At 70.6% G+C, this 25,655-nt stretch carries 23 protein-coding genes and 1 pseudogene; 14 read left to right on the top strand and 10 right to left on the bottom strand.

Annotation, left to right across the window (positions count from 1 at the left end; all coding sequences use genetic code 11):
* Positions 1-508: 508 nt before the first annotated feature.
* Positions 509-2,641 (top strand): glycoside hydrolase family 15 protein, encoded by a 2,133-nt coding sequence (locus tag D8M39_RS07030; protein ID WP_238693995.1) that lies wholly within the window; start codon positions 509-511, stop codon positions 2,639-2,641.
* Between the two features lie 57 nt (positions 2,642-2,698).
* Here D8M39_RS07030 and D8M39_RS07025 read toward each other — a convergent pair whose 3' ends face one another.
* Both D8M39_RS07025 and D8M39_RS07020 read right to left on the bottom strand, forming a co-directional pair.
* On the bottom strand, positions 2,699-3,949 hold the full coding sequence (locus tag D8M39_RS07025; protein ID WP_126874709.1) for a S8 family peptidase: 1,251 nt from the start codon (positions 3,947-3,949) through the stop codon (positions 2,699-2,701).
* A gap of 320 nt (positions 3,950-4,269) precedes the next feature.
* Positions 4,270-4,848: a GNAT family N-acetyltransferase gene (locus tag D8M39_RS07020; RefSeq protein WP_126874708.1), complete on the bottom strand. Its 579-nt coding sequence runs from the start codon at positions 4,846-4,848 to the stop codon at positions 4,270-4,272.
* Positions 4,849-5,167: 319 nt separating this feature from the next.
* On the opposite strand from D8M39_RS07020, the gene D8M39_RS07015 reads away from it, so the two are divergent.
* From D8M39_RS07015 to D8M39_RS13105, 5 genes and pseudogenes are all read left to right on the top strand, one after another.
* A complete protein-coding gene (locus D8M39_RS07015; protein WP_126874707.1) occupies positions 5,168-6,544 on the top strand; it encodes an L-serine ammonia-lyase in 1,377 nt (458 codons plus the stop codon).
* Between the two features lie 109 nt (positions 6,545-6,653).
* Positions 6,654-7,697 carry an ACR3 family arsenite efflux transporter gene (gene arsB, locus D8M39_RS07010; RefSeq protein ID WP_126874719.1) on the top strand — a complete coding sequence of 348 codons (1,044 nt, stop codon included), beginning with the start codon at positions 6,654-6,656 and terminating at the stop codon, positions 7,695-7,697.
* A gap of 234 nt (positions 7,698-7,931) precedes the next feature.
* Positions 7,932-8,438: a metallophosphoesterase gene (locus tag D8M39_RS07005; protein ID WP_058955457.1), complete on the top strand. Its 507-nt coding sequence runs from the start codon at positions 7,932-7,934 to the stop codon at positions 8,436-8,438.
* 231 nt (positions 8,439-8,669) lie between these two features.
* Positions 8,670-8,981 (top strand): annotated as a pseudogene (locus D8M39_RS13205) (glycerophosphoryl diester phosphodiesterase membrane domain-containing protein); the annotation flags it as partial.
* Positions 8,982-9,012: 31 nt separating this feature from the next.
* Positions 9,013-9,363 carry a glycerophosphoryl diester phosphodiesterase membrane domain-containing protein gene (locus tag D8M39_RS13105; RefSeq protein ID WP_094393234.1) on the top strand — a complete coding sequence of 117 codons (351 nt, stop codon included), beginning with the start codon at positions 9,013-9,015 and terminating at the stop codon, positions 9,361-9,363.
* An 84-nt stretch (positions 9,364-9,447) separates the two neighbouring features.
* Here the strand turns inward: D8M39_RS13105 and D8M39_RS13200 are convergent, their stop codons facing one another.
* On the bottom strand, positions 9,448-9,756 hold the full coding sequence (locus D8M39_RS13200) for an MMPL family transporter (RefSeq protein ID WP_126874706.1): 309 nt from the start codon (positions 9,754-9,756) through the stop codon (positions 9,448-9,450).
* Between the two features lie 69 nt (positions 9,757-9,825).
* On the opposite strand from D8M39_RS13200, the gene thpR reads away from it, so the two are divergent.
* The 5 genes from thpR (at position 9,826) to D8M39_RS06965 (ending at position 15,879) form a co-directional block, all read left to right on the top strand.
* Positions 9,826-10,422, top strand: a complete 597-nt coding sequence (gene thpR, locus D8M39_RS06985; protein WP_094393233.1) for an RNA 2',3'-cyclic phosphodiesterase — start codon at positions 9,826-9,828, stop codon at positions 10,420-10,422.
* A gap of 34 nt (positions 10,423-10,456) precedes the next feature.
* A complete protein-coding gene (locus D8M39_RS06980) occupies positions 10,457-11,869 on the top strand; it encodes an MFS transporter (protein WP_126874705.1) in 1,413 nt (470 codons plus the stop codon).
* Positions 11,870-12,112: 243 nt separating this feature from the next.
* A complete protein-coding gene (locus tag D8M39_RS06975; RefSeq protein WP_126874704.1) occupies positions 12,113-13,345 on the top strand; it encodes a M20 family metallo-hydrolase in 1,233 nt (410 codons plus the stop codon).
* Between the two features lie 131 nt (positions 13,346-13,476).
* Positions 13,477-14,640 (top strand): CaiB/BaiF CoA-transferase family protein, encoded by a 1,164-nt coding sequence (locus tag D8M39_RS06970; RefSeq protein WP_055082850.1) that lies wholly within the window; start codon positions 13,477-13,479, stop codon positions 14,638-14,640.
* A gap of 63 nt (positions 14,641-14,703) precedes the next feature.
* Positions 14,704-15,879, top strand: coding sequence for an acyl-CoA dehydrogenase family protein (locus tag D8M39_RS06965; protein ID WP_174233403.1), 1,176 nt, complete (start codon positions 14,704-14,706; stop codon positions 15,877-15,879).
* A gap of 167 nt (positions 15,880-16,046) precedes the next feature.
* Here the strand turns inward: D8M39_RS06965 and D8M39_RS06960 are convergent, their stop codons facing one another.
* Together D8M39_RS06960 and D8M39_RS06955 are read right to left on the bottom strand one after the other, a co-directional pair.
* Positions 16,047-16,985, bottom strand: a complete 939-nt coding sequence (locus D8M39_RS06960; RefSeq protein ID WP_126874703.1) for an N-acetylglucosamine kinase — start codon at positions 16,983-16,985, stop codon at positions 16,047-16,049.
* A 13-nt stretch (positions 16,986-16,998) separates the two neighbouring features.
* Entirely contained in the window at positions 16,999-17,322 is a 324-nt protein-coding gene (locus D8M39_RS06955) for a putative quinol monooxygenase (RefSeq protein ID WP_055082855.1), read from the bottom strand.
* A 124-nt stretch (positions 17,323-17,446) separates the two neighbouring features.
* Here D8M39_RS06955 and D8M39_RS06950 point away from each other — a divergent pair, with 124 nt between their 5' ends.
* A complete protein-coding gene (locus D8M39_RS06950) occupies positions 17,447-18,817 on the top strand; it encodes an MFS transporter (protein WP_055082857.1) in 1,371 nt (456 codons plus the stop codon).
* 73 nt (positions 18,818-18,890) lie between these two features.
* Here the strand turns inward: D8M39_RS06950 and D8M39_RS06945 are convergent, their stop codons facing one another.
* The gene (locus D8M39_RS06945) at positions 18,891-19,082 is read right to left on the bottom strand and encodes a CsbD family protein (RefSeq protein ID WP_012397150.1); all 192 of its coding nucleotides are present in this window, start codon (positions 19,080-19,082) and stop codon (positions 18,891-18,893) included.
* A gap of 126 nt (positions 19,083-19,208) precedes the next feature.
* A complete protein-coding gene (locus tag D8M39_RS06940) occupies positions 19,209-20,159 on the bottom strand; it encodes a hypothetical protein (RefSeq protein ID WP_094393227.1) in 951 nt (316 codons plus the stop codon).
* Between the two features lie 162 nt (positions 20,160-20,321).
* Here D8M39_RS06940 and D8M39_RS12550 point away from each other — a divergent pair, with 162 nt between their 5' ends.
* Positions 20,322-21,305 (top strand): hypothetical protein, encoded by a 984-nt coding sequence (locus tag D8M39_RS12550; RefSeq protein ID WP_153245894.1) that lies wholly within the window; start codon positions 20,322-20,324, stop codon positions 21,303-21,305.
* A 132-nt stretch (positions 21,306-21,437) separates the two neighbouring features.
* On the opposite strand, the gene D8M39_RS06930 is transcribed toward D8M39_RS12550, so the two are convergent.
* The 3 genes from D8M39_RS06930 to D8M39_RS06920 form a co-directional block, all read right to left on the bottom strand.
* The gene (locus D8M39_RS06930; protein ID WP_094393225.1) at positions 21,438-21,788 is read right to left on the bottom strand and encodes a DUF488 domain-containing protein; all 351 of its coding nucleotides are present in this window, start codon (positions 21,786-21,788) and stop codon (positions 21,438-21,440) included.
* A gap of 213 nt (positions 21,789-22,001) precedes the next feature.
* Entirely contained in the window at positions 22,002-23,120 is a 1,119-nt protein-coding gene (locus tag D8M39_RS06925) for a pirin family protein (RefSeq protein WP_094393224.1), read from the bottom strand.
* Positions 23,117-24,112, bottom strand: a complete 996-nt coding sequence (locus D8M39_RS06920) for an NAD(P)-dependent oxidoreductase (protein ID WP_126874702.1) — start codon at positions 24,110-24,112, stop codon at positions 23,117-23,119. Before D8M39_RS06920 ends, D8M39_RS06925 begins: the two co-directional genes overlap by 4 nt.
* A gap of 194 nt (positions 24,113-24,306) precedes the next feature.
* Here D8M39_RS06920 and D8M39_RS06915 point away from each other — a divergent pair, with 194 nt between their 5' ends.
* Positions 24,307-25,584 carry a hypothetical protein gene (locus D8M39_RS06915; RefSeq protein ID WP_238693993.1) on the top strand — a complete coding sequence of 426 codons (1,278 nt, stop codon included), beginning with the start codon at positions 24,307-24,309 and terminating at the stop codon, positions 25,582-25,584.
* Positions 25,585-25,655: the final 71 nt, after the last annotated feature.

The raw sequence follows: 25,655 nt of genomic DNA, 5'->3' as shown, positions 1-25,655 counted from the left end.
CGTCGACTCCTCCCGGGCTCTCGCCCAGGGCCTGAACCGCCGTCCGCTGCGCGACACGCTCATCGCAGCTTTGCGGACGGAGGAGTCCAGGAGGACCCCCCGCCCGGCGGGGCTCAGCGACGGAGAGGAGATCTGCCTGCGGGCGGCTCTCCACTGAGACGGGAAAAAGACCCACGCCTTGGCTCGTTGGGGGCTAAATCGGTCATTTTTGCGTCACTCCCCGCGCCCCACCCTGGGGCCGGTTCTGACCGTCCAGTATGTAGCGAAACCTGGTGCACAACCACGCTGTGCACCACTACCCGACATTGATGAGTTGTGCGCCATCTCGTGGCCCGTCGAGGGCAACGCAAAAATGTCCGTGACTCAGTTCATGCTTTTGGCTCTTGGGAGAAATTTCCAGGTGTTGTGGGGTACGAGGTTGCCGGCACGCCGTGTCCGCGAGACCGGACGCGCCCTGCGCCAAGCTCCGAGGGCCGCGCCGTCGGGCCGCAGTGCTTGAATAGCCCCCATGAGCACCCCCTTGGAGGACTACGCCCTGCTGGCCGATCTGCACACCGGCCCCCTGGTCTCCCGGGAGGGCAGCATCGACTGGCTGTGCTTCCCGCGCTTCGACTCCCCGGCGGTGTTCTGCGCCCTGCTGGGGGACGAGGACAACGGCCGCTGGAAGCTCAGCGCCGTGGACGGCCAGGTGGTCTCCCGCAGGTACGTCCCGGACACGTTCATCCTGGAGACGGAGTGGAAGACTCCCACGGGCCGGGTGCTCGTCACGGACTTCCTGCCGCCCAGCGACGACCACGCGGACCTCGTGCGGCGCGTGGAGTGCCTCGAGGGCACCATGGAGATCGAGCACGACCTGCGGATCCGCTTCGACTACGGGCGCATCACCCCGTGGGTGCGTCGCGTGGACCTGGGCAGCCACTCCAACGGGGACGACTGCGCCCACATGGGGGATTCCCCGTCCGAACCGCACCCGGTGGGAACCCGGCACGTTCCGCACGACGGGGACGGCGCGGGGGGAGCGACGTCGTCCGGCGGGGAAGCTGGGGACGGCACCCAGGACGGTGGGACGGCGGCGGAGGGCCGCACGTCGCACTGGTACCGCAACTTCCGCCAGCGCGTGCGCCACGCCGCGCACGAGGCCCGCTCGGGGGAGACCGACGGGAAGGGTCTGCTCGCGGTGGCCGGCCCCGACGCCCTGCTGCTGACGGGCCCGCAGCTGGAGCCCTACCAGCTGGGCCGTGACGGCGAGGACGTGGAGGTGGAGCACGACGAGGCGCACGGCCCCGGCGCGGACATCCGCGTTCTGGAGGGGCTGCGTCGCGGCCACCGCGGCACCTTCCGCCTGGACGCCGGGGAGCAGCTCGACTGGGTGCTCACGTGGAGCGAGTCCTACCGCGAGCTGCTGGTGCCCGCGGACCCGGAGCGGGCGCAGCGGGCAACGCACGCCTTCTGGACGGACTGGGCCTCGGCGGTGGACTGCGACGGCGAGTACCACGAGGTCGTCAAGCGCTCACTGCTGGTGCTGCGCGCGCTGACCCACTCGGAGACCGGGGGGATCGTGGCCGCACCCACGGCGAGCCTGCCCGAGGACTTCGGTGGCGCCCGCAACTGGGACTACCGCTACACGTGGCTGCGTGACGCGGCCCTGACCATCACCACGCTCGTGCAGCGCGGCCACGAGCACGGCGCGCTGCTGTGGCGGGACTGGCTGCTGCGCGCCGTCGCCGGCAACCCGGACCAGCTGAAGATCCTCTACGGGGTGGACGGGCGCCGCAACATCACCGAGTCCGAGCTGGACCACCTGAGCGGCTACGAGGGCTCCCGGCCCGTGCGGATCGGCAACGGCGCGGAGGACCAGTACCAGGCGGACGTGGCAGGTGAGGCGATGATGGCCCTGGCCACCCTACGGGACGCGGGCCAGGAGGAGAACGACTACTCCTGGGGGCTGCAGTGCAACCTCATGTCCTTCTGCGAGCTGCACATGGACACCCCGGACAACGGGATCTGGGAGATGCGCGGGGAGCCGCACTTCTTCACCCACGGGCGCGTGATGATGTGGACGGCGTTCAACGAGGGCCTGCGTGCCGTGCGGGAGCACGGACTGGCGGGGGACGTGGAGCGCTGGACCCGGCTGCGGGACGAGCTCCACCGGGAGATCTGGGAGAAGGGCTACGACGAGGAACTGGGGATCTTCACCCAGACCTACGACAACCGCGAGGTGGACGCCTCCCTGCTGCAGCTGCCCCAGACCGGGTTCATCGCCCCGGGCCACCCCGCGATGCTGCGCACGGTGGAGCGCATCGAACGGGACCTGCAGGAGGAGCACGGCCAGTTGCGCCGGTACCGCACCGCAGGGGGCGAGCAGTCCATGGACGGGCTCTCCGGGGACGAGTACCCGTTCGTGATCTGCACCTTCTGGCTCGTGGAGCAGTACGCGCGCTCGGGTCGGCTGGACGACGCCGCCGAGCTGCTGCGCACCACCGCGGGCTTCGCCTCGGACCTCGGGCTGTTCTCCGAGCAGTACGACGTCGCACGAGGGCGGCTCGCGGGCAACTTCCCCCAGGCATTCAGTCACCTGGGGCTCATCCGTGCCGTGGACGCACTCACGGCCGCCCGGCATTCTGAGACCGGGCGGCCGTGAGGGTGGTGCATGGGGCGGTACGTGGAACCGGTGCGGTTCACGTGCCCGGTGTGAGGGTCAGCGACCCCCGGTGAGGGTCGTGGTGTTCAGCATCAGGTTCGGGGAACCGTTCACGTAGTCGATGGTGTTGCGGGTGGCGGAGTTCTTGAGGGCGCGCTCCACCTCGGTCACCGATGCGCTGGGGTGCTGCTGCAGGTACAGGGCCGCGGCGCCCGCCACGTGCGGGGTGGCCATGGACGTGCCGGAGATCGTGTTGGTGGCGTTGTCACTCGAGGGCCAGGACGAGGTGATGTCCGTGCCCGGGGCCAGGATGTCCACGCAGGAACCCCAGTTCGAGAACTCCGAGAGCTGGTCCCGGCGGTCCGTGGAACCCACCGTGATGGCGGAGGACGCGCGGGCCGGGGAGTAGTTGCAGGCGTTGTCGTAGTCGTTGCCCGCAGCCACCAGGGAGATCACGCCGGCGCGGGTCATCCGGCTGATGGCGCTGTCCATCGCGGAGGAGATCCCACCACCCAGGCTCATGTTGGCCACGGACGGCCCGTTCGCGTTGGAGGAGACCCAGTCCATGCCCGCCACGATGCCCGCGGTGGAACCCGTGCCGTCGCAGCCCAGGATGCGCACGGGCATGATGGTCGCGGCCTTGGCCACGCCGTAGGTGGACCCGGCCACCGTGCCCGCCACGTGCGTTCCGTGACCGGCGCAGTCGTTGCTGCCCCAGTCGTCGTCGATCGCGGTCACACCCGGGGCCACGCGACCGCGGAACTGCGAGTGGGTGGCACGCACACCGGTGTCGATGATGTATGCCGTGACGCCCGCGCCCGTGGCGTTGTAGTTGTAGGAGCCGTTCAGGGGCAGGTCCTGCTGGTCGGCGCGGTCCAGGCCCCACGTGGCGTTGTTCTGGGTGGCGGTGGCCTTGACGGTCTTGTTCTTCTCCACGACCGCGACGCCCGGGTCCGCGCTCAGGGCCTTCACCTGCGCGGGGGTCAGGTCCGCGGTGAAACCGCCGATGGTCTTGAACTTCTGCTTGACCTTCACACCCTTGGCCTGCCACTTGTCCGCCTGCCTCTGGGTGGTGCTGGCCACGGCAGACTTGGCGGCCGCGCTCTTGGGGGCGTTCGAGGCCGTGGCGGGCAGCTCCAGCATGACCACGTAGTCACCGCCGGAGACGTCCAGGACCTTGGCCTGCTGGTTGGTGGTGTTGTTCGACGGCGCCGGCGCCTGCGCCGGGGTGGCCACGGAGGGGGACACCGTGCCCAGGACGACTGCCGCCGCTGCGGCGGTGGCGAGAATCGTGTTCTTCTTGCTCATGAGGGGATCCTTCGATCAGTGATCAGCTGAGAACCCGCGGGAAGTCCCCGAGGGCTGTCGGAACGGCAATCATGTGCCGGGCCCGAAGGGGGTGAACGGAACCGGCAGAATCATGGTGGTGACCGCGCACCACCGTCCCACGTTTACGCAGGTCAGAGGCTAGTCGGCCAATGTGATGCCAACCGTAATGCAATCGTTATCCGGGAAACAATGGCCAAATGGCCAGACTTTTGAACGCCCCGCACATGTATCATTTGTCACATTCCCCTATTGTTTTGCAAAAGCAATTTCATGCGGGAGGGCGTGTGGGGGCCGTGTCTTCAGTGCTCGGCCGTGAACCATTCGCGGGCCAGGAGGGACATGACGACCTCGTCGTGGAACACACCAGCATGGAAGGCGACTTCGCGCCGGACACCTTCCTCCCGGTACCCGATCTTGCGGTAGACGGCACGCGCCCGCTCGTTGTAGGCGAAGACCCGCAGTTCTATCCGGTTCAGACCCAGTTCCCGGAAGCCGAAGTCCGTCATCAGGCGCACGGCGTCGGTGCCGTACCCGCGATTCACGTGGTCAGCACCAATCATCACGGCGAATGTTCCCGCGCGAACTGGAAGTGCCGCGCCGTAGAGCACCACGTGGCCCAGCAGCTCATCGGTGTGCCGGTCCACCACGCTGAATCCCACGTTGCCGGACGAGGCGTTGGTGGACCAGCTGCGGAACATTTCAGCGATGGTCTCTTCAGGCCGGGGTGCCACGGTGAGGTTCTGGAACAGCACTGTGTCCGGGTTCTGCCACCAGCGCACGAGGACGGGGAGGTCTTCATCCCGCAGTTCACGAAACCGCACTCGGTGGCCTTGCAGAAGGCGGGAGCCCACGCTCTGAGCATCGAACGGTTCAGACATGGCGGGGGCTCCTTCGACGACACCGGGTTCACCCAATGTAAGGGTCGCGGAAGCAGCAGGGCCGTGGTTGTGTGGTTTTCGTGGCGCCGCGAGATGAACCGCGGGTGTCCGTGTCGAGCTGCGCTGGAACCCGCACTGTGGACCGCCGAGCCAAGAGGTGCCCCACCCGCCGTCGGCTCACCCCTGCGGAGGTTGCCCGCCCCATGGGACCCACGTACCGTGGGTTCGTTCCGCGCGGCTCCTCCGTGTCGCGCGGTCGCTCGACTTCCGGCGGCCCATCCGCGCCGCCGATGATGTCCGACAGTGGGGGGACGTGAACGTGGCACTCAGTGCTCTGGATTTGTTCTCGGTGGGTATCGGTCCGTCGTCCTCCCACACCGTGGGTCCCATGCGGGCCGCCCGGCTCTTCGTGGCGGGTCTCACCGACGACGCCCTGCTGGACTCCGTCACCCGTGTCCACTCCCAGCTCTTCGGCTCCCTCGGGGCCACCGGCTGGGGCCACGGCTCGGACAAGGCCGTGATCCTGGGACTCATGGACGAGGACCCGGAGACCGTGGACACGGATCTCGCGGACGAGATGGTGGCGCTCGCAGGTGAGGCCGGGCAGCTGCAGCTGAACGGAACCCACGCCATTGCCTTCGACCGCGCGCAGGACGTGATCATGCACCGCCGCAAGTCCCTGCCCACCCACCCCAACGGCATGAGCTTCACCGCGTACGACGCCGCGGGCGAAGTCCTCCGGGACAGCATCTACTACTCCGTGGGCGGCGGGTTCGTGGTGGACGACTCCAAGAGCAGCGCGGACAAGATCGTGGAGGACACCACTCCCGTGAAGTACCCGTTCAGCACGGGCGACGAGCTGCTGGCCATCTGCGAGTCGGAGAACATCAGCATCGCGCAGGTGATGGCCGCCAACGAGCTCTCGTGGCGCCCTGCCCAGAAGACCCGGGACCAGCTGCTGCACATCTGGTCCGTCATGCAGCAGTGCGTGGAGAACGGCTGCACCCGCGAGGAGAAGACCCTCCCCGGGGGACTGAAGGTGCGGCGTCGTGCGCCGGAGATGCGCAAGCGTCTGCTGACCAAGGAGCCGGGCAACGATCCCCTGTACGGCATGGACTGGGTGAACCTGTACGCGCTCGCGGTGAACGAGGAGAACGCGTCCGGCGGGCGCATCGTCACCGCGCCCACGAACGGTGCGGCGGGGATCATCCCGGCTGTGCTGCACTTCTACACGCGCTTCATGGAGGACGCGTGCGACGACAAGATCGTGGACTTCTTACTTACTGCGGCGGCCATCGGCATCGTGATCAAGGAGAACGCGTCCATCTCCGGCGCCGAGGTGGGCTGCCAGGGTGAGGTGGGCTCCGCGTGCTCCATGGCCGCGGCCGGACTGTGCGCCGTGCTGGGCGGCAGCGCCCGCCAGGTGGAGTGCGCCGCGGAGATGGGCATCGAGCACAACCTGGGGCTCACGTGCGACCCCGTGGGCGGGCTCGTGCAGATCCCGTGCATCGAGCGCAACGCGATCGCCAGCGTCAAGGCCATCAACTCCGCGCGGCTGTCCATGCAGGGGGACGGCATCCACAAGGTCGCCCTGGACCAGGTGGTCAAGACCATGCGGGAGACCGGTGCGGACATGAAGATCAAGTACAAGGAGACCTCGCGCGGCGGCCTGGCCGTGAACGTCATCGAGTGCTGAAGGACTCCCCGATCGCCGAAAGGACCGCTCGCCCGTGACCCGCTCCACCACTGCACCCCGCTCCACCGATGCCCCTCGCGCCGCCGGGGCCTCACCCGTCCTGCGGGAGATGTCCTTCCTGGACCGCTGGCTCCCCGCCTGGATCCTCGCCGCCATGGTGCTGGGACTGCTCCTGGGCAGACTCGTCCCGGGGCTGGACACCGCCCTGGACTCCGTGACCGTGGGCGGCATCTCCCTGCCCATCGCCCTGGGTCTGCTGGTGATGATGTACCCGGTGCTCGCCAAGGTCCGCTACGACGAGACGGCGCGTGTGACCGGGGACCGCAGGCTCATGGCCCTCTCCCTGGTGCTGAACTGGGTGGTGGGTCCTGCGGTCATGTTCGCGCTCGCGTGGCTGCTGCTGCCGGATCTGCCCGAGTACCGCACGGGTCTGATCATCGTGGGCCTCGCGCGGTGCATCGCCATGGTGCTGATCTGGAACGACCTCGCGTGCGGTGACCGGGAGGCCGCCGCGGTGCTGGTGGCCGTCAACTCCGTGTTCCAGGTCCTCGCGTTCGGGCTGCTGGGGTGGTTCTACCTGCAGGTGCTGCCCGCGTGGCTGGGCCTGCCCACCACGTCCGCCGAGTTCTCCGTGGGGGCCATCGTGGTCTCGGTGCTCGTGTTCCTGGGCATCCCGCTGCTCGCGGGGTGCCTCACCCGCGTTCTGGGGGAACGGGCCAAGGGGCGGCAGTGGTACGAGGAGCGCTTCCTGCCCAGGATCGGACCGTGGGCGCTGTTCGGGCTGCTGTTCACCATCGTGGTGCTCTTCGCCCTGCAGGGGGACGCCATCACCTCCCAGCCGTGGGACGTGGTCCGGATCGCGCTGCCCCTGCTGTGCTACTTCGCCGTCATGTTCGCCCTGGGGATGCTCGGCTCCCGGGCCGCGGGGCTGGGCTACGCCCGGTCCACCACCGTGGCGTTCACCGCCGCGGGCAACAACTTCGAGCTGGCCATCGCGGTGGCCATCGGCACGTTCGGGGCCACCTCGGGCCAGGCGCTCGCGGGCGTGGTGGGTCCGCTGATCGAGGTTCCGGTGCTCGTGGCGCTGGTCTACGTCTCGGTCTGGCTGGGCCCGCGCCTCTTCCCGGGCGACCCCACCGTCCCCTCCCGCTGAACCCCTCCCGCTGAACCCTCGGCCGCCACGTTCTCAGGCCGCCCGGCTGCTGCTGCGCACGACGACGACGCCGCGCACCGTCCCAGGGGCGCCGCCCCCGGCGCGTCCCCCCTGAGTCGCGTGGCTCTCCGCCGCCGGACGCGGACCGTTAACCCGTGCGCGAGAATGGGGGAGCCCGTGCGCAACGGCGCTCGGTGCTCCTCGGCTCGTCCACTCGCGCGCGAGAATGGGGCCATGGCCACATCTCTGCTGCTGCTCGCGGACACCCACCTGCCTAAGCGCGCCAAGGACCTGCCCGCCCAGGTGTGGCGCGAGGTCGAGGCCGCGGACGTCGTCGTGCACGCCGGTGACTGGGTGGACCTGGCCACGTTCGAGGCCCTGCGCGAGCGCTCCCGCCGGCTGGTCTGCGTGTGGGGCAACAACGACGGGCCGGAGCTGCGCGCCGAGATGCCGGAGACCGCCCGCTGGGAGCTCGAGGGCCTGCGCTGGGCGATGACCCACGAGACCGGGGCGAAGCAGGGCCGGGAGAAGCGCATGGACGCCGCGTTCCCGGACACGGACGTGCTGGTGTTCGGCCACAGCCACATCCCGTGGGACACCGTGGCACCCTCCGGCATGCGGCTGCTGAACCCGGGATCCCCCACGGACCGGCGGCGTCAGCCGCACTGCACGTACATGCGCGTGACCGCGGACGCCGGTTCGCTCACGGACGTGGAGCTCGTGGAGCTGCCGCGGCGCTGAGGTGAGGGCGTGCGGCTCCGTGAGCATGCGTCGTCGTGCTCCGCGTGCCCGTGGCGGGGGTCGGTGGAACCGGGCACCGGGCGGACCGTCACCGGGGGCTGGCGGTCCGGCAGAGCGGGGGCACTCGCTCCGGGGAGCGGCTGTGAAGGATGTCACTGCCGCTAGACTGGGCGCAGCCGAACCGGCGGTTGCCTGCCGGTGACCCCTGAGCTCGCACCCCAGGAACACCACATGCCCGCCGAGACCCCGGCCGCACCTGCCCCCTCCACTGCCGTGCGGCGCCGACCCCGCAGCACCCTGCCCCGGCAGCTCACGCTGGGCGGGCTGGTGGGCGGGTTCCGTTCCACCACCGGCCGGTTCCTGAAGTACCAGGTGCTGGCCGCGGTGCTGGTGGGGCTCGTGATCCTGCCGCTGTTCCGGCTGGCACTGACCCGGCTCATCCACTGGTCCGGGCGCAGTGCGATCTCCAGCGGGGACTACGTCTCGTTCCTGCTCTCGGTGCAGGGCATCGTGCTGGTGCTCGTGGGGCTGCTGGTGCTGAGCCTGCTGATCGTCATTCAACATCAACGGCCTCATGCTGATCGCCGCGGACAGCCTCAAGGGCAACCACCGGGCCACGCTGTGGGGCGACCTCAGGGCCGCGCTGGCCTCGTTCCCCCGGTTCCTGCAGCCGGCGGGGCTGCTCATCCTCGCGTACGTGGGGCTGGTGGTGCCGCTCACGGGCATGGGCTTCGGGCTGTCCGCGCTGAGCGGGCTACGGATCCCGAACTTCATCACCAGCGTGATCTACGCCAACCCGCTGTACCTGAGCGGGTACACCGCGCTGATCATCCTCCTGGCGGTGGTGGGGGTGCTCAGCATCTTCGTCTTCCACGCGGTGCTGCTGCGGGGGACCACCGTGTGGGGTGGCTTCCGCTTCTCGTGACGGCCACCGTGGTGTTCCTGGTGCTCGCCGCGCTGCCGGGCGAGCTGCGGGAGCACCAGACCTTCGGCGCCCGCTTCGCCCTGCTCACCGGGCTGCTGCTGGCCGCCGTGGTTCTCGCGGTGGCCGGGTTCGTCCTGGCGTCCTTCGCCATCTACGTGCAGACCGCGTTCTTCGTGGTGGCCGCGCCGCACGTGACCGCGACAGCCAGGTGGCCAGCACGCACAGCAGCCCGCCGACGGCCAGCATGGCGGTGACCATGCACATCATGGCCAGCCCGATCGGCACGCCACCGGAGGCGTCGAGCGCATCCACCTGGAGGCACGTGAAGAAGACGGTGAAACCGAGCAGGCCCACGGCGGTGAGCGTCAGGGAGAACTTCATGGCGGGTTGCACGGCGGCTCCTCACGGCGGGGGTGTGCTTCAGGGTAGTCCCCCGGTGGCCGCGCTCCTACAGTGGGTTCCATGAGGCTCTTCGCCGCCGCCCACCCTCCCCGCGCCGCCCGGGAGCACCTGGCCCGGGCCATGGCCGCGGTGCGGGACATGACCGGCACCGCCCTGCGCTGGGGTGATCCCGAGCAGTGGCACCTGACCCTCGCGTTCTACGGGGACCAGCCGGAGGGGGCCGTGCCCGATCTCTCGGAGCACCTGCGGGAGGTCGCCCGCTCGTTCCCGCCGCTGCGGGTGAGCCTGCACGGGGCGGGCTCCTTCTCCGGCACCACGCTCTGGGTGGGGGTGGCCGGTCAGACCGCCGAGCTGACCGAGCTGATGCACGCGTGCTCCCTGGACCCTGATGAACGTGCCCGTCAGCGCGCGCACCTCACCGTGGCCCGCACCTCGCGCACCGAGCGTGCGCGCCAGGCCAAGGAACGACGCCGCGGCTCACGCGTCCGCGCGCACACCGGCCCCGAGCTCGCGCACGTGGTGCACGCGCTGTCCGTGTACGAGGGCCCGGAGTGGACCGTGGGGGAGATCCGCCTGGTGTCCTCGGAACTGGGGGAGGGGCGGTCGGGAGGGGCGCTGCACACCACCGTGGAACGTCATCCACTGTCCGGCGTCTGATTCTGCCGGGCCCGGGGCACCTACGCTGGAACGCATGGCTCAGAGCACGCGCACACCCCGTTCCAGCACGTGGCTGTGGATCCTGGTGGCCGCCGCGGTGCTCACCCAGACCGGGCTGAACCTCTTCCGCCCCATCACGTCCTACAAGCTGCTGGGCCTCGGTGCGGACCCCGTGGTCATCGGCCTCACCACCGCCGCCTACGCCCTGCTGCCCCTGGTCACCGCCGTGTGGCTGGGCAGGATGTCCGACCGGATCCCGCAGCTGCGCCTGCTGATCCTCGCGGGCGTGGGGTTCCTGGCGCTGGCCGGGGTGGGGCTCGCGCTCGCGAACTCCGTGTGGTTCGTGTTCGCCGCCAGCGCGGTGCTGGGCATGGGTCACCTGTGCTTCACGATCGGCGGGCAGACGGCGATCGCCCGCTACGCCGCAGACCGGGACCTGGACAAGGGTTTCGGGTGGTTCACCGCCGCGTTCTCCGCGGGCCAGATGATCGGCCCGGCGCTCGGCGGGTGGATCGTGGGCCACGGCTCGGACGTCGCCTCCCCCGAACGCCTCGCCGCGGTGAACGAGAGCCTGTGGATCGGCGTGCTCGTCACGGTTGCCGCCGCACCGCTGCTGGCCTTCCGCCTGGGCCCCGCCTCGCGCCGCCCCGGTGCAGGGGCGCCCCCCGACGACGACGCCGCAGCGAGCCCCACACCCCACGGCACCTCGGTTCCGGACACCTCCGCGACGGCGTCCGGCACCCCCGGGACCGGTGTGGCGTCCGGGGCCGGGGGTTCGACCCCCGAGGGTGCGACCGGGGGGTCACCCGCCGCACCGCCCGGCGGGGACGACGCCCCGAGCGCCGCCAAGCGCGCACCACGCGCCGACGAGCGGCCCGACGTGCTGCGCATCCTCCGGGCCCCGGGGGTCATGTCCAACATGGTGGCGTCCCTGTCCCTGCTGGCCATGATCGACATCCTCACCGCGTTCCTGCCGCTCGTGGGCGAGGAGGCGGGAGTGGCCCCCTCCGTGGTGGGTGTGCTCCTGGGGGCCCGCGGACTGGCGTCGATCGCGTCCCGCCTGCTGCTGCCGCTGCTGTCCGGGAGGTTCTCGCGCCGCGCGCTGCTGATCGCGAGCCTACTGGCCTCCGGGCTGGCGCTGATCGTTCCCCCGCTGTTCCTGGACAGCTTCTGGTGGGCCGCCCTTTTCCTGGCCGTGGGCGGGTTCTTCCTGGGCCTGGGCCAGCCCCTGACCATGACCCTGATCTCCACCGCAGTCCCGGGCACATGGCGCGGCTCGGCGCTCGCGGTGCGGCTCATGGGGAACCGGCTGGGGCAGGTGATCCTCCCCGTGGCCGCCGGCGCGGTGGCCGCCCCGTTCGGTCCGGGTGGTGCCATCTGGCTCACGTGCGCGCTGCTCGTCGCCAGCGGTGTGGAGAAAGCGGTGCGACGACCGCGGGAGGGGTAGAGCGGCGTCGTCGTCCCAACGCTCTGCCGGACGGGGGAGACGAGAGGGCCGTAGCGGCGCGCAGGCCGGCGTGTCCGCGCCGTCGGCCGATCCCAGGAAGGGTCGCCCTGCTGCCCGTCCCCGCCGCGTCGGCTGGCCGGAGATGCGCTCCGCACGAGATGCGCGTCACACCCGGCACGTAGCATGGCCCCACGATCACCGGCGGGCCCCGCCCCGCTCCGACGCGCCTCGGGAGGCTCCCTCATGACCCAGCAGCACGGCTCCGACTTCCTGGACGCGTTCGCGCAGATGTCCCGCAACGGCGGGCTCGAGTCCGGCGGGGTCGAGCGGCAGGCGGCCACCGAGGCGGACGGGCTGAACCGGCAGTGGTTCGCGGGCTGGCTCACGGCGCGCGGCGCCACGGTGCACTACGACGCCGTCGGCAACCAGTTCGGCCTGTTCGAGCACACGCCCGGCGCTCCCTACGTGCTGGTGGGATCGCACCTGGACTCGCAGCCGCGGGCCGGGCGGTTCGACGGCGCGTACGGCGTGCTCGCGGGGGCGCACGCGTGCGCGGAACTGTTCCGTGCAGCGTCGTCGGGGGAGGTGGAGCTGAGCCGGAACCTGTGCGTCGTGAACTGGTTCAACGAGGAGGGCTGCCGGTTCAAGCCGTCCATGATGGGCAGCTCCGTCTACACGGGCAAGCGGGACCTGGAGGAGACGCTCGAGGTCCGGGACACCGCCGGCGTCAGCGTGCGAGAGGCCCTGGACGCCCTCGGCCAGCGCGGCGAGGACAGCATTCCGGAGGCCACCGCGTACGTGGAGCTGCACATCCAGCAGGGCAAGTCCATGGAGGAGGACGGCTTCACCATTGGTCTGGTGGAGGCCACGTGGGGCGTGCGCAAGTACGAGTTCCTGGTGCTCGGGGAGCAGGCGCACACCGGGTCCACGCTCATCGAGGACCGCAAGGACGCGCTGCTCGGGGCGTCGCTGCTGATCGCCTCGGCGCGGAAGGTGGCGCTGGAGCACGACGTCATCACGTCCTGCGGGGAGCTGCTAATCGAGCCCAACTCCCCGGTGGCCGTGGCCCGCGAGGCCCGCCTGGTGATCGATCTCCGCAGCCCGGACGCCGAGCGCCTGACCGCCGCGGACGAGCACTTTGCCCGGGAGGTGGAGGAGGCCGCCCGGGCCGCGAACGTGGAAATTCAGACCGTGAACCGCCACGCGTGGGACGTGCTGGAGTACGCCCCGGAGGGTCTGGCGCTCGCGCAGGAGGTCGTGACGGAGCTGGACCTGCCGCACACCCGGATCATGACACTGGCCGGCCACGACTCCACCAACGTGAAAGATGTGCTGCCCACCGTGATGCTGTTCGTGCCCTCCCACAAGGGGATCACGCACAACGAGTACGAGTTGACGTCGGACGAGGACATGCTCGCCGGGCTGGAGATGCTCACGGCCACGCTGCGCAGGGTGGCGCAGGGTGAGCTGGGCTGAGCCGACGCGCAGGGCGGGGTGAGGCGGAGCGGGCGCGAGCGGCGTCGTCGTCCCTGCCATTCCGGGCGGGTGCCCGATGGGTGTGGTCCCGGTCATAGAGTGGGGAGGAACCCCGACCCTAGGAGGACCCCGTGACCGATCCCCTGCCCCTGGACGGCGTGCTCGTCGCCGACTTCTCGCGCGTTCTCGCCGGGCCGCTGTGCACCATGACGCTCGCGGACCTGGGTGCGCGCGTGATCAAGGTGGAGCGCCCCGGCGCCGGGGACGACACCCGGCACTGGGGCCCGCCGTTCTCCGAGACAGGGCCCACGTACTACGAGTCCGTGAACCGCAACAAGGAGTCCGTGTGCCTGGACCTGCGGGAGGACGAGGGCCGCGAGCTCGCGCGCGAACTCGCCCTGCGTGCGGACGTGGTGGTGGAGAACTTCAAGCCCGGTGGCATGGCGAAGCTTGGTCTGGGCTACGACGAGATCTCCGTGGAGAACCCCGGGGTGGTCTTCGTGTCCGTCTCGGGCTTCGGCACGGCGGGCGGCGCGCACCTGGCCGGCTACGACTTCCTCGTGCAGGCCGTGGGCGGGCTCATGAGCATCACCGGCCGCGCGGACGGCGAGCCCACCAAGGCGGGCGTCGCGCTCGTGGACGTGCTCACCGCCAAGGACGCCACAATCGGCACGCTCGCAGCGCTCGAACAACGACGCCGCACGGGCCGCGGCGCGCACATCGACGTCAGTCTGCTCTCCAGCCTGCAGGGCGCGCTGGTGAACCAGGGCCAGGCGTACCTGGGGGCCGGAAAGGTGCCGCAGCGGATGGGCAACGACCACCCGTCGATCGTGCCGTACCAGCTGCTGCAGTGCTCGGACGCGCCCCTGGCCGTGACGGTGGGCAACGACCGCCAGTTCCGGAAATTCACCGAGGTGCTCGGCATCCCCGAGACCGCCGAGGACGAGCGCTACGCGAGCAACGGCGCCCGCGTGGACCACCGGGAGGAGCTCACCGCACTGCTCGAGGAGGCCCTGGCCGCGCGGACCGCCTCCGAGTGGCAGGAGGCCCTGACCGAGGTGGGAGTGCCCGCGGGCAAGGTGGGCGGCATCGACGAGGGCGTGGCCCTGGCCGAGGAGCTCGGGCTGGAACCGACCGTGGACGTCCAGGACCGCACGGGCACGACCGTGGGCCGCCAGTTCCGCCATCCGGCGCAGTGGACCCCGCCGCTGGCGTACCCCACACAGGCCCCGCCGCAGCTGGGGCAGGACACGGATACCGTGGTGCAGTGGCTGCGGGAACCCCGGGACAAGTAGAAGTGGGAAATCAGGCTCCGCACCCGGCTACGCGCGGTGTGTCCGCAGTCATACAGTGGACCCATGAGTGAACTGAAACCCGTGGACGTCATGGACCTGGTGAGCTTCGACTCCCTGCTGTCCGAAGAAGAGATCGCGCTGCGCGCGAAGGTGCGCGAGTTCGTGGATGCCACCATCAAGCCGAACATCGCCGAGTGGTACGACAACGCCGTTTTCCCGCTCGAGATCGTGCCGGAGATGGCCAAGCTGGGCCTGCTGGGCATGCACCTGAAGGGCTACGGCTGTGCTGGACGCACCGCAGTGGAGTACGGTCTGGCCGGTGCGGAGCTGGAGGCCGGGGACTCCGGGCTACGCACGTTCGTGTCCGTGCAGGGCTCGCTGGCCATGAGCGCCATCTACAAGTGGGGTTCTGAGGAGCAGAAGCAGGAGTGGCTGCCGCAGATGGCCGCCGGTGAGGCCATCGGCTGCTTTGGCCTGACCGAGCCCACCGCAGGCTCTGACCCCTCCTCCATGAAGACCTTCGCCCGCAAGGATGGCGAGAACTGGCTCATCAACGGCGCCAAGCGCTGGATCGGGCTGGCCAGCGTGGCCAAGGTGGCCGTGATCTGGGCGCAGACCGATGAGGGGATCCGCGGCTTCGTGGTCCCCACCGACACCCCGGGCTTCAAGGCCACGCCCATCACGGCCAAGCTGTCCATGCGCGCGTCCATCCAGTGCGACATCGAGCTCACGGACGTCCGCCTCCCCGCCTCCGCGATGCTGCCGGAGGCCAAGGGTCTGCGCGGCCCGTTCTCGTGCCTCAACGAGGCCCGCTACGGCATCATCTGGGGTGCCATGGGTGCCGCGCGTGACTCCTTCGAGGCCGCTCTGGCCTACTCGCAGGAGCGCCTGCAGTTCGACCGCCCGCTCTCCGGCTACCAGCTCACGCAGCAGAAGCTCGTGAACATGGCCCTGGAGATCGACAAGGGCTTCCTGCTCGCCCTGCAGCTCGGCCGGCTCAAAGACGCCGGCACGCTGCAGAACCACCAGATCTCGGTGGGCAAGCTCAACAACTGCCGCGAGGCCATCAAGATCGCCCGCGAGGCCCGCACCATCCTGGGCGGCAACGGTGTCACCCTGGACTACTCGCCCCTGCGCCACGCCAACAACCTGGAGTCCGTGCGCACCTACGAGGGCACGGACGAGGTGCACTCCCTGATCCTGGGTCAGCAGCTCACGGGGGTGGGCGCGTTCCGCTGAGTCCGTGCGTCCCGAACCGGGTGCCTCCCTCGGGAGGCACCCGGTTTTTTTATGCGCATGCATCGTCCTAGACGGGCGACGACGCCGGGCCGCCCGTTCCCGTGGCCTCATCACGCGTCGCGGTCTTGGTGGGTCCGGACGGGGCCACGGGTCTCAGCCTTGCACGGTCAGCCCGGGGCGCAGCGGGCCAGCAGAGGGGCTCCCAGGACTGGTTCGCGGTCCAGGAGCGTCACGGACAGGCCCTGCTCCCGCAGCAACGCGGCCACGTGCAGGCCCACCGCGGACCCTGTGAGCCCGCCGCCCACGACCACGGGAAGCGGCTCGGCCATGGCGCCTGCCACGGTGAGCACGAGCTCCGCCAGGTGCTCCGCGGCCACCGCCGCCAGCTCGGACGCCACGGCGTCCCCGGAGGCGGCCAGCTCGCACACGGGCTGCGTGAGCCCTGCCCAGTGGGGCCGGTCCGGATGGTTGTGGAACGCGCCGATCAGGTCGGCGGGCTCGGTCACTCCGGCGTGCTCTAGCACCACTCGGGTGAGCGCTTCTCCCGCATTCCCGGCAGCAGGCTGCTGGGACCGACGCAGCACCCGGCGCACGGCCTCCCGGCCGATCCAGTAGCCGCTGCCCTCGTCGCCGAGGAGATACCCCCAGCCGCCGGCGCGTACCTCGCGGCCGGAAGTGTCCACGCCCCAGGCCACCGAGCCGGTTCCTGCGATGAGCGCGATCCCGGACGTGTGAGCGCCGGCGGCGAGGATCAGGCGGGTGTCGTGCACGGCCGTCACACTCGCGGACGGGCCGAGGCAACCGGCGGAACGGATGAGACCGGCCAGTCGAGCGGCGTCGTGCGCGGTGTCCACGCCGCCGGATCCCGCAACCACGGGCGTGCCGGGCGCCGCGTGCAACTGCGACAGGACGGAGCGCAGGCATGCGTGCGCCTGCTCCGCGGGGACGTTCTGCACGTTCGCGGACCCGGCGCGCGCCTCGCGCACGGGTGTCCCCCCGTGGAAGAGGATGCCACGCGTGTGGGAGCCGCCGATGTCCAGGCCGACGAGGAACTCGCCCGCGCTGCGCGAGTCACCGGGGCCCGGTCCCGCGGGCTCTGCGCTCACTGCGGCGGCCGGGTCAGTTCGAGACCTGCACCTCGCCCATCTCCTCCCAGCCGTCCCCCTCGACCTGGCGGGAGATGATGCGCGGGGTCTTCACCAGGTACTGCGGGAACTGCTCGGTCATCTTCTGGAAGTGCTCCGAGTTCACGTGGGCCTCCGCGGCGTCCTCCTCGAAGGCCTCCACCAGCACGAACTCGTTGGGGTTCTCCAGGCTGCGGGACCACTCGAACCACTTGTTCCCGGGCTCCCGGCGGGTGGCCTCGGTGAACTCGGCCACGAGCTCCGGCCAACGCTCCACGTACTCGTCCTTGGTCTCGAACTTGACTACGATAAAGATCATTCTCTGCTCCTGGTGCTGCGTGTCTCGAAGGGTGCGTTGTCGCAGTCCAGTATAGGAGCGCCCCCGGTGTCATGCGGCGTCACGGGTCGCTAAGCGCGTGCGGACCGTGGGCTAGCGTGCAGACATGAGCAGCCCAGCAACCCAGGATTCCGCGACCCCCGAGCAGCGCCGCACTGCGCGTCGCGCGGTGGTGGCGTCCTCGATCGGAAACGCGCTCGAGTGGTTCGACATCATCGTCTACTCGTCCTTGGCCGTGGTGATCTCCCACCTGTTCTTCGAGTCCGAGGGCATGGGTCAGGTCACCGGCACACTGCTGACGTTCGGCACCTTCGCGGTGTCCTATCTGATCCGCCCGGTGGGTGCACTGGTCCTGGGTTCCTATGCGGACCGCCACGGGCGCCGCCCCGCGCTCACCATCACCATCGCGCTGATGATGCTGGGCACGCTCATCATGCTCGTGGCCCCCACCTCCGCTCTCATTGGCCCCGCAGCGGCGCTGGTGATCCTGCTCGCGCGCCTGGTCCAGGGCTTCTCCGCGGGTGGCGAGTTCGGAACGGCCACCGCGTTCCTCATCGAGAACGCTCCGGACAAGCGTGCCTACTACGGCTCCTGGCAGGTGGCCACGCAGGGCATCGCCATCTTCATGGCCTCCGGTTTCGGCTTCGCCCTGAACACCCTGCTCAGCCACGACGCCCTCTACTCGTGGGGCTGGCGCGTTCCTTACCTCTTCGGGCTGCTCATCGGCCCCGTGGGCCTGTTCATCCGCCTGCGCATGGACGAGACGCCGGACTTCCAGGCGCTGCAGGGCGAACGCGAGCGGGCGGCGTCGTCCCCCGGCGCCCGGGGCGGGGACACGACCGAGAGAACGAAGACGCCGCGCCCCGCCCTGTGGCGCGGCCCCCTCGCACAGACCATCGTGCACTCCGCGGGACGGTGGCTCACGGCCTCCGGTGTGGTGGGTCTGGCCTCCATGTCCGTGTACACGATCCTGTTCATGCCCACGTTCTCCATCCAGAATCTGGACCTGCCCTCGTGGGCCGCGTACCTGGGCGGCGTGGTGGCCGGGCTCGTGACCCTGGTGGGTTCACCACTCGTGGGACACCTGGCGGACCGCGTGGGTCCCGGCAAGGTCATGCTGGTCGCGGCCGTGGTGGGCATGCTGGCGGTCTACCCACTGTTCCTCTGGCTCGTGGGCGCCTCCACCGTGGCCGCCTTGACGGCCGTGCAGGCGGTGCTGGGCGCGATCATGGCACTGTACTTCGGACCCATGCCCGCGCTGCTGAGCGAAATGTTCCCCACCGCCATCCGCACCACGGGCATGTCCATCGCGTACAACGTGGGGGTCACCGTGTTCGGCGGCTTCGCCCCGCTGGTGCTCGCGTGGCTGATCTCCGCGACAGGTTCCCTGACCTCTCCGAGCATCTACTACGCCGCGGTGGCGGCGCTGTCCCTGGTGAGCCTACTGATCGCCCGCCGCCGGTACGGGGTGCGCTGAGCGAGCCGGGCATGCGAAAGGCCCCCGTCGTGACGACGAGGGCCTTCCGATTGAAAGGTTGCGGGTGCGGAGCTCAGCCCAGCCCGTCCTTGAGGTTCTTGCCAGCGTCCTTGACGTTCTCCACGGACTGCTTGGCGCCACCGGACATCTTGTCCGCAGCGCCTTCAGCCTGCAGATCGCGGTTGTCCGTGGCGTCGCCGACCTTCTCCTTGGCGGCACCGGTTGCCTTCTCCGCAGCATTGCTGATCTTGTCACCGAGTCCCATAGACACTTCCTTCCGTGGAGCGAACAGGTGCTCACAATGTAGTCCCGCGCGGAATCGATGGGAAGGCATGGACGGGGGATTTCCTCCGGGGGCGAACTGCGCTCGTTCCGAGGCCCCGCCCTGCGGTCACTGGTAGGAGACGAACCAGGGCTTGGGGGTGACCCCGAACGTCTGCTGCGGGGTGTACATGGGTGTGTCCTCATCGTAGAAGTTCTTCCACGCCATGCGGATGCCCTTCGGCAGCCCCTCCTGCAGGGCGTTCCACGTACCCGTCTTGAGGTCCGGGGTGCCGTGGCCGTCCGCGTGGAGCACGAACGCCAGCTCGGGGTGCTGGGTGTTGATCGCCTCGCGGTTCTCGATCATGGACATCGAGAACTGGTGCAGGAGCATCGTCTTCTGCGGCAGCCGGTTGTCCCGGGTGAGCGTGGCCAGCCAGTCCGAGGTCTTGTTGATCTCCGCGGCGTCCACGGAACCGATCTGCTGCAGAGGCAGCTGCCCCGGGGCCAGGCGCCACTCGGGGTCCAGGGCCAGACCCACGTTCGGGTGCTTGAGCAGCTCCTCGTACTGCGTGGCCTGCGTGAGGAAGTCCGCCTGCCCGGGCTGCAGGTCCAGCACTACGTAGACGTCGTTCCTCTCCGCGGCCTCCACATAGGGCTTGAGCTGGTCGACGGTGGACTCGGTGGAGTAGTTGCCGTCCGGGCCCGGTTCCGAGGACGCCGTGGTGGCGATGATCTCGAATGCGGGGATGACCTTCTCCTCGCTGTAGGGCTCGTAGCTCTTAGCCAGTTCCTTGACCCGCGTCACGGACTCCTCGGGCCCCTGCTCGCCCAGCGCCCCCAGTCCAGGGGTGCCCGGGTGCCCGTACAGCGCAACGAAACGGCGGTCCGGGAACAGCTGCGTGCCCCCGCCGATCAGCTCGGCCGGCTTCTCGGGGGTCGGGGTGGCACTCGTCTCCTGGGACGACGACGCCGCGTCCCCGCCCGCGTCGTCGTGGTTTTCCGTGGGGCCTCCGCCGCAGCCCGAGAGCAGCAGGAGGGCACAGAGCGCGGACGCGAGAGGGATGGAACGGGAACGCATCGGGGGAACACCTCGATCGTGATGGGGGCAGGGGGTGTACCGCGCAGGGGCCGCGGATGGAAACCACGGTACGCGCCCGAGCCGCGAAATTCGCGGATGGGAAGGGCGGATCGCGGCGCCCGTGCAAGGATGAGCCAAACATCACCACGGTGCGAGGTGTTCATGAGTACTGCATCCGGCCCCACTCCCAGCGAACCGCCTTCGGGCCGTCCGGAGGGCTCGCCGACCAGCACCCCCTCCTGGAAGACCGCTGCCCCGGCGCGCGAGGGTGTCCCCGCGGGGGTCGCGGTGGCGCTCGCCGCGGTCGGGGGCCTCGTGCTCCTGCTGGTGATCGCCCTGCTCGCCTACCTGGCCGTCAGGACCGTGGAGGTCGGAGGCGGGGAGGACCCGGCTCCGGTGGTCACGCAGGACGGGACGGCCGAAGAGACGTCCACGCCGGCGGCGTCGTCGGCGCAGGAGGCACAGGCCCCGGCGTCGAAGCAACCGGCGGAGAGCGCGTCGACCCACGCACCGGTGGCTGTCGAGGGCGCCCGGGCGCTCGGCGTGCCGAGCGGCAAACCCCTCTTCCGCAGGACCGGGACGTTCGCGAAGACCTCGATCAACGACGAGGACGAGAACGCCATCCCCGTTCCCGCGCACGACGGCCCCGTCCTCGTGGTCTGGAGCTCCACGGGTTCCGGTCGGGGAACACTGTTCGTGAACGGCCACGAGAAGAAGGGCGGCCAGCTCTCGGCGTCCCTGCCGATCGTGCGTCCGGGAACATCCGGAACGGGACTCATCAACACCGGGGGCTACCAGCGGACCACGGGCGTCCTCTACGCCCAGGGCAGCGAGGGCGTGAGCTGGGAGGTGCGGGGCCATGCGCTCTCGGACGTTCCCACGGTGGAACGGGGCAGGCCCGTCACGGGCAAGGGGCCCCGCGTGTTCCGCGTACCGGCGGGCGCGGCGGCCGACTACCGGCTCAGCGTTAGCGGTTCCGAGGACAGCGACACCCCCGATGTGAAGGTCTTCGCCGCGCAGGACCTCTCCCTGAGCGAGCAGCACAAGTATGGCCGGGCGCCCGCGGACCTGGAAGTAGCCGTGGGTGACGGCGAGAAGGTCGTGGTGGTGGAGTCCGGGCAGGGGTGGAGCTTCTCGCCCCGGTAGTCCTCGGTGATCCCCGGCGCGTGCCGATGATGCCCGGTGTGAGCCCCGATGATCTTCGGAGAGCCCCGGTGAGTGCCTGTGGGTCTCGGTGGGTGGCGCCGGGAGCAGCAGCGGGCAGAGGCCTGGGCGGGCTCAGTCCGAGAGGATCGTCTTCAGGACGGTCGCCTGGCTGATGTCCACGGCCTTGGACGCCGTGAGCAGCGTCAACCGCTTGCCCTTCACGCTGTCCCGAAGCTTCTGCAACCCCTCCTTGCCCTCCCCGGACTCCAGCTCCTTGCGGTACCGGGTGGAGAACTCCTCGAACTTCTCGGGGTCGTGGCCGTACCACCTGCGCAGTTCGGTGGAGGGCGCCACCTCCTTGTTCCAGTCGTCCAGGTGCGCGTCCGCCTTGCGGATGCCCCGGGGCCACACGCGGTCGACCAGCACGCGGGTGCCGTCGTTCTGCGCGGGCTCGTCATAGATCCGTTTCACGACAACGTCCATGCCCCCGGTATACACCCCATGACGTTGCCCGGTGCGCCTCCACCCCCGTGCAAAGTGCAGCTTTTGCCACTTTCGCCACCGAAAACGGCAAAAGCTGCACAATATCTTCGGGCCGTCAGGGGGCGGGGTCGGGCGCACGGGGGCGACGCCGCCCGCGCGGCCCCGCGCCGAGGTGCGCCTGCCGGGGTGGCCCGCGGCGGCGTCGTCGCCGGATCAGCCCCGCGGGCGCAGGGCGGTGTTCGGCAGCTCCGGTGCGGGCAGCGGGTCCGGCTGGCCGGGCGGGAAGGTGCCGAACTGGGGGAAGGGGCGGCCGTCGTCGTAGGCGGTGCTGAGCAGCTCGTCGAGCTCTGCCCCGCCCACCGGCTGCCCGGCGCGGTCCGGCGCCAGCGGCGAGTCCGGACCCGGCGCCACGAAGCCCATCTCCTCCATGTAGGCCCGCCGCCAGGTCTCGATCTCCTCGTGGGAGCGGCCCACGAAGTTCCACCACATCACGATCTGCTCGTGGAGGGGCGCCCCGCCGATGAGCAGGACCGTGGCGGCGTCCTCCCCCGTGGTCAGGCGCAGGCGGGAACGGCCCGTGCCCGCGAACCCGATGCCGTGCCGGGGGATCTGCACGCCGTCCAGGGAGAGCGGGCCGTCCACGCGCAGCACACCGTGCTCGTGCTCGGGCGGCACGTCGATCTCCACGGTGGTGCGCGGTTCGATCCGCAGCTCCGCGCCCGTGAGCGGCAACCGCGTGGCGATGGGGGAGGTGGTCCCGAGCAACGAGCCGATGAACACGCGCGCGGAAAACCCCTCGCCGGTCACAGGCTCGGGGCGGTGGGTGTCCAGGCTCGGCTCCCCGAAGCGGTCCGCGTCCGGGAACGCGTACCAGAGCTGCACGCCGTGGAGCACGCTGGTGTCGGCCGTGGAGAACTCGGAGTGGGTGATCCCGCCTCCGGCGTTCATGAGGTCCACCTCGCCCGGGCGCACGGTGGCCCAGTTCCCGGCGGAGTCCACGTGGTCGATGCGCCCCTCGAACAGCCAGGACACGGTGGCCAGCCCGGTGTGGGGGTGGCGGGCGACCTTCATCCCGCCGGTCGCGGCGACGTCGTCCGGGCCGTAGGAGTCCAGGAAGCACCACGCGCCGATCAGCGAGCGGCCCTTCTGCGGCAGGGTGCGCCGCACGGTCATCCCGCGCGGCCCGCCCAGGGGCACGTCCCGGGGTTCGAGGATCTCCACGGGCCCGTCCTGCCCGTCCACCACGACGACGCCGCTGCGCAGCCCACCGCGGACGGGTGCGGCTCCCGGGCGGCACACGGTGGGCTGCGGGTTCTTCTCGGGGTTGCTCACCGTTCGCCCCCGGTCCGGTCCCGCCCGGCGCCCGACATCCAGGGGGTGGGCTGGTCGGAGCGGTCGCCCGGGAGGGCCCGGGCAGTCCCGGACGGGTCCGGGGTCGAGGCGCCGGCGTCCTCCCGGGTGTCGCGCCCGGCCACCCACTTCTGGAACACGGCCGAGTCCTGCTCTCCCAGGCCGGCGTCCACGAGCTGGCGCGCGGCGTCGAGCAGAGGCCCGCCCAGGACGGAGGCCGTGCCGGTGGCGCGGGCGGCGTCGAGGTAGGCGGAGACGTCCTTGTGCACGAACGATGCCCGCGCGGAGACCGCGTAGTCGTGGGCCACGAGCTTGGAAGTCTTGTCCTCCAGGATCACGGACCCGGCGTAGCCGCCGCCCATCAGCTCCAGCAGCTCGGCGAGGTCCAGCCCGGCGCGCTCGGCCACCACGGACGCCTCGGACAGCGCGACGATCTCCGCCGCGCACACCAGCTGGTTGCACGCCTTGGCCACCTGTCCCGCGCCCAGCGGCCCCAGGTGGACGGGCCGCCCGCACGCCGCGAGCACCTCGAGGGCGAGGGCCGCCGCGCGGTCCTCGCCGCCCACCATGATGGACAGCTCACCCCGCACCGCGCCCGCCTCGCCCCCGGACACCGGGGCGTCCACGAGGGCGAGGTCCGGGTGCTCGCGGTGCCAGCGGGCGACGTCCTCCGGGGACACGGTGGAGCCGACCGCGATGACGACGCCGCCGCGCTCGCCGTCCCGCTCTGCCGCACCGTCCGCGAGGTGCGGCAGCAGCGTGTCGATCTCGGTAGCGCCCGGGACCGTGAGGAGCACGAGGTCCGCCTGGCCGGCCATGTGGCGGGGGTCGTCCACGGGGCGCGCACCCTCGGTCTTGTGGAGGCTGTGGTGCAGCACCACCACGTCGTGGCCCGCGGCCACCAGGTGCGCGGTCATGGGGGCGCCCATGGCGCCCAGGCCGATGACGCCCACGGTGCGGGGGGTGGTGGTCATGGTTGCTCCTGCGGTCGAGGCCGGTGGAGGTCCATTGTGACCCGCGCGGGCGGTTTCCCGGGAGGACACGCCCCGACGGTTAGATAAAAACAATTCTCATCTGGTGCTACGGTGCTTCCATGCAGAGAACCTCTCCCCACCGTGAATCCGTCCGCCCGAGCACGCTGCTCTCCCACACCGCACGGAGTCGACCCGTGCCGCTGACCGTGGCTGCTCTGGGGGTGACCGCGCTGCTGCTGAGCGGGTGCGCGCAGGGTGGCGGAGCGGCGTCGTCGTCCTCGGGGAGCCCGGCCGAGGAGACGACGCCGTCCGCGAAGGAGGTCTCGCACCTGGCCCCGCGCGCGGTGGTGTCCTACGACGGCGGGCTGCTGACCGTGGACACCGAGTCCGGGGAGGTGGTCGAGGACACGAAGGAGGACGGCTTCCTGCGGCTCAACAACGCCGGGGACGGGCGGCACATGATGGTCTCGGACGGGGACCGGTTCCGAGTCTTCGACACCGGGCTGGAGGCCCGGGCGCACGGTGACCACTTCCACTACCACGAGTCCGCACCCGCGCTGACGGACCGTGCCTTCGAGGCTCCGCACGCGGGGCACGTGGTGGCACACGCCGGCGCGACCACGCTGTTCGGCGACGGGGACGGGTCCATCCAGACCGTCGAGTGGCCCGCGCTGCGCGGTGCGGACGGCGGAGCGGTGGAGCGGAAGAAGGCGCAGGCCCCGCACCACGGTGTGGCGCTGAGGCTCACCGACGGCTCCCTGTTCACCACCCAGGGCACCGAGGCCGAGCGGCACACCGTACAGGTGCTGGCCCCGGACGGCTCCGTCAGGGCCGAGACCACCGACTGCCCCGGCGTGCACGGGGAGGCCGCGGCGGCGCCCGGCACGAGCACGGACACCGTGGTGGTCGGCTGCGAGAACGGGCCCGTGGTCTACCGGGACGGGGCGTTCCACAAGGTCCCCGTGAAGGACGCCTACGCGCGCTCCGGGAACCTGGCGGGCTCGGAGGCGTCCCCGATCGTGCTCGGCGACTACAAGGTAAACAAGGCCGCCGAGCACGAACGCCCCACCCGTGTGGCCCTGTTCGACACCCGCAACGACACGCACCGGCTCGTGGAGCTGGGCTCCTCCTACTGGTTCCGCTCCCTCGCGCGCGGACCCCACGGCGAGGGGCTCGTGCTCACCTACGACGGCAAACTCGCCATGATCGACCAGAACACCGGGAAGATCACGCAGCGGATCGCGGTGGTCGAGCCGTGGCAGGAGAAGGAGGACTGGCAGCAGCCCGGCCCGGCCGTGAAGGTCGCCGGGGGCAAGGCCTACGTCACGGACGCCGAGCACCGGAAGCTGCACGTGGTGGACCTCTCCGCGGGCACGGTGGTCAGGACCGTCGACCTGCCGCACACCCCGGTGGAGCTGGCGGTGACCACGGGCCGGTCCGAGGTCCCGGGCGGCGAGGGGCACGGGGACTGAGGCGGCGCCCGCGCGCGGCGCCGGAGATGACGACGCCGCCCGGGTGGGTTCCTGGGCGGCGTCGCCGGGGT

This window comes from Kocuria sp. HSID17590, assembly GCF_003989485.1.
Classification (GTDB): Bacteria; Actinomycetota; Actinomycetes; order Actinomycetales; family Micrococcaceae; genus Kocuria; species Kocuria salsicia.
Note: the sequence above shows the minus strand (reverse complement) of the source record. Positions and strands in the feature narration are given on the sequence as shown.